The sequence below is a fragment of the Rickettsia endosymbiont of Culicoides newsteadi genome (genome assembly GCF_002259525.1).
GTDB lineage: Bacteria > Pseudomonadota > Alphaproteobacteria > Rickettsiales > Rickettsiaceae > Tisiphia.
Genome location: NZ_MWZE01000135.1, coordinates 1 through 2543, shown reverse-complemented (window position 1 = coordinate 2543; position 2543 = coordinate 1). Strand labels below are relative to the sequence as shown.

Genomic DNA, 2543 nt, shown 5'->3' with positions numbered 1-2543 from the left:
AACTTATCCACATTCTTCGCTATTTACAACATCAATAATCTTTATTTTATATATTTAAAAGATTATTTTTTCAACTTGACACAGTTTGACGAACACTCCCCAGAATTAACCTTAAGCAAGGGGTATATATGTCTGTTGTTTATCAGAATAAGTAAAAATTTGCCCTGTTTTTATATCAAAAAACCATAGATGAATAATTAGTTCTTTTCTGCTTACTTGTTCATTGATCCATGGAAACATCATGCAATTTTGATATGATTGTTTAAGTGCTAATTTTGTATAATCATCAGCGTTATGTTGTCTAAAATTAGGTGTTTTTATTAGAGAAACCCAGTTGGTTATGAAATCATTGTGCTGTGAATCATCATTAGTTAATAATTCCTGGATTCCTCCACATTGACTATGTCCCAATATAATTAAGTGTTCAACTCTTAAAAAACAAACTCCAAATTCTAAGGCGGCACTCGTACCATGATGATATGTATCTTTTTCATAAGGGGGAACAATATTTGCCACATTACGGACAACAAATAAATCTCCTGGATCACACTGTAATATTAACGCTGGGTCTACTCGTGAATCACAACAAGCAACTACCATAATCTTTGGTTGTTGGCCATCACGGGATAGGCTATGCATGACAGATTTATTACCATCCGCATATTTTTTCCTAAAAACTTGATAGCCTTTTAGTATTTTGTTAAAACTTTGTTGCATATGTCAGCCCTAAAAACGTCACTATAACTATAGTTGATTGATGAGAAGTTGGGGACGTTGTTGCCATAGTACCCTACAATTTTTATTCTATAAGTATTAAACAGCATAAAAACGTCATTGCGAGAAGGCGTGAGCCTACGAAGCAATCCATATAGTCTTGATGTATCTATACTAATTCTCATGGATTGCTTCGTCGCTACTAAAGTAGCTCCTCGCAATCTGATGTATCCCCACGAAATTCTTGCTATTTTACGCGAGTTGCCAATTAAGTTAGCTTATAAAACCTAGATGTCAAGCAGTTTACGAACTATTTGACACGTGAAAAGTATAATCAAAACGCTATGTATTTTAAAAAATTTCTAATTTTGAGAATTTATTGCATTTTTTGACCTGATTAAATGTTCTTCAAACCTTGTGAAGTATAGGGTTTACTAAAATCAATTAATACCAATTGAAATAGTTAAGGAGGTATATTGTAATATGGGAATATAAACTTGAGTAGGTAGTAAAATGGCAAGAACATTAATATTACCAAAAGGTTTTCATGAGCATGATTTCATATGCCTAATATAATGGTTCCAATATTTTGGACAGAAAAATAAGAAAAATGAGATAGAATTCTTTAGCAAACAAGGAGAGCTAGAGATGAAAAAACAAGTAAGGCAATATAGTGCTGAGGAGAAAGCCAAAATTGTCATAGAAGCAATTAAGGGAGAGCTAACAATAGCCCAGATAACCAGTAAGTATGGTGTTCATGCAACACAGATAAGTAACTGGAAAAAACAAGGTCTTGAGTTGTTAGTACAAGGTTTTAAGAATAAAACACAGAGTGCTGACCCAAATCAGCAGGGGTTAATCAAGAATCTATATGAGCAAATTGGTCAGTTAAGTGTTGAGTGTGACTGGCTCAAAAAAAAATCTGCATTGTTTGGAATTAAAGGTTAGGTGTAATATGATAGAGCCTAATCATAATAAGTTAACAATTGTACAACAGTGTAAGTTATTGGATATTAGCAGGTCAACCTATTACTATCAACCTACTGGTATTAGTGAACAAGATATCAAGATTATGGCAATAATTGATGAGACCTATACTATGCATCCATATTATGGTATGCGGCGGATGGCTAAATATTTACAAGCCCAAGGTTTTTCGGTAGGTCGTAAAGCTGTTAGACGTTACTACAAGATAATGGGTCTTGAAGCTGTTTATCCTAAAATAAATTTAAGCAAGAGGAATCAGGCACATAAAATATATCCTTATTTACTAAAAGGATTAGAAATAGTATTGCCAAACCAGGTTTGGAGTGCAGATATAACGTATATAAGACTGAGCCAAGGGTTCGTATATTTAGTAGCTATTATTGACTGGTATAGTCGTTATATTCTAAGTTGGCGAATCTCCATTAGTTTGGAAAGTGAATTTTGTGTAACAGCCCTTGAAGACGCTATAGAAAAATATGGTATGCCAAAAATATTTAATACTGATCAAGGAGTACAATTTACCTCGGAGAATTTTATTAGTATGCTAAAGCTACATAATATCTTGATTAGTATGGATGGTAAGGGACGAGCCTTAGATAATATTTTTATTGAACGTTTTTGGCGATCATTAAAACAGGAAAAAATTTATCGGATTATTTTAACAAGAGAACGTTCGCTGAGCTGTGTCAGTATAGAATATCATAGTTTAAAATTCAACCTATCAGGGAAGAAAATATCTAGCTGGGAAACGGTTACCGCCCAATCTGGGATTGGCATATTCCACTTTGCTGTAATCTGTTTTATAGCACAAAAAACCAATTTGAACAAGGCATTTTCACTTG

3 protein-coding genes and 2 pseudogenes are annotated in these 2543 nt (G+C 33.4%); 2 read left to right on the top strand and 3 right to left on the bottom strand.

The annotated features are described in order from the left end of the window. Window positions 1-111: 111 nt before the first annotated feature. Window positions 112-717, bottom strand: coding sequence for a carbonic anhydrase (locus RiCNE_RS06750; RefSeq protein ID WP_094649796.1), 606 nt, complete (start codon window positions 715-717; stop codon window positions 112-114). Then, the gene (locus tag RiCNE_RS07365; protein ID WP_133062968.1) at window positions 690-935 is read right to left on the bottom strand and encodes a hypothetical protein; all 246 of its coding nucleotides are present in this window, start codon (window positions 933-935) and stop codon (window positions 690-692) included. The genes RiCNE_RS06750 and RiCNE_RS07365 overlap by 28 nt, the downstream gene beginning before the upstream one ends. A gap of 427 nt (window positions 936-1362) precedes the next feature. Here RiCNE_RS07365 and RiCNE_RS06745 point away from each other — a divergent pair, with 427 nt between their 5' ends. Together RiCNE_RS06745 and RiCNE_RS06740 are read left to right on the top strand one after the other, a co-directional pair. Next, complete coding sequence (locus tag RiCNE_RS06745; RefSeq protein WP_094649795.1) at window positions 1363-1662, top strand: transposase; 300 nt, start codon at window positions 1363-1365, stop codon at window positions 1660-1662. Window positions 1663-1669: 7 nt separating this feature from the next. Then, window positions 1670-2296: pseudogene (locus tag RiCNE_RS06740) on the top strand (IS3 family transposase); the annotation flags it as partial. 104 nt (window positions 2297-2400) lie between these two features. Here the strand turns inward: RiCNE_RS06740 and RiCNE_RS08630 are convergent. Next, a pseudogene (locus RiCNE_RS08630) lies at window positions 2401-2543 on the bottom strand (IS256 family transposase); the annotation flags it as partial.

Coding starts and splice junctions, on each gene's coding strand:
- RiCNE_RS06750 (WP_094649796.1), bottom strand. CDS start 717: ATGCAACAAAGTTTTAACAAAATACTAAAAGGCTATCAAGTTTTTAGG.
- RiCNE_RS06745 (WP_094649795.1), top strand. CDS start 1,363: ATGAAAAAACAAGTAAGGCAATATAGTGCTGAGGAGAAAGCCAAAATT.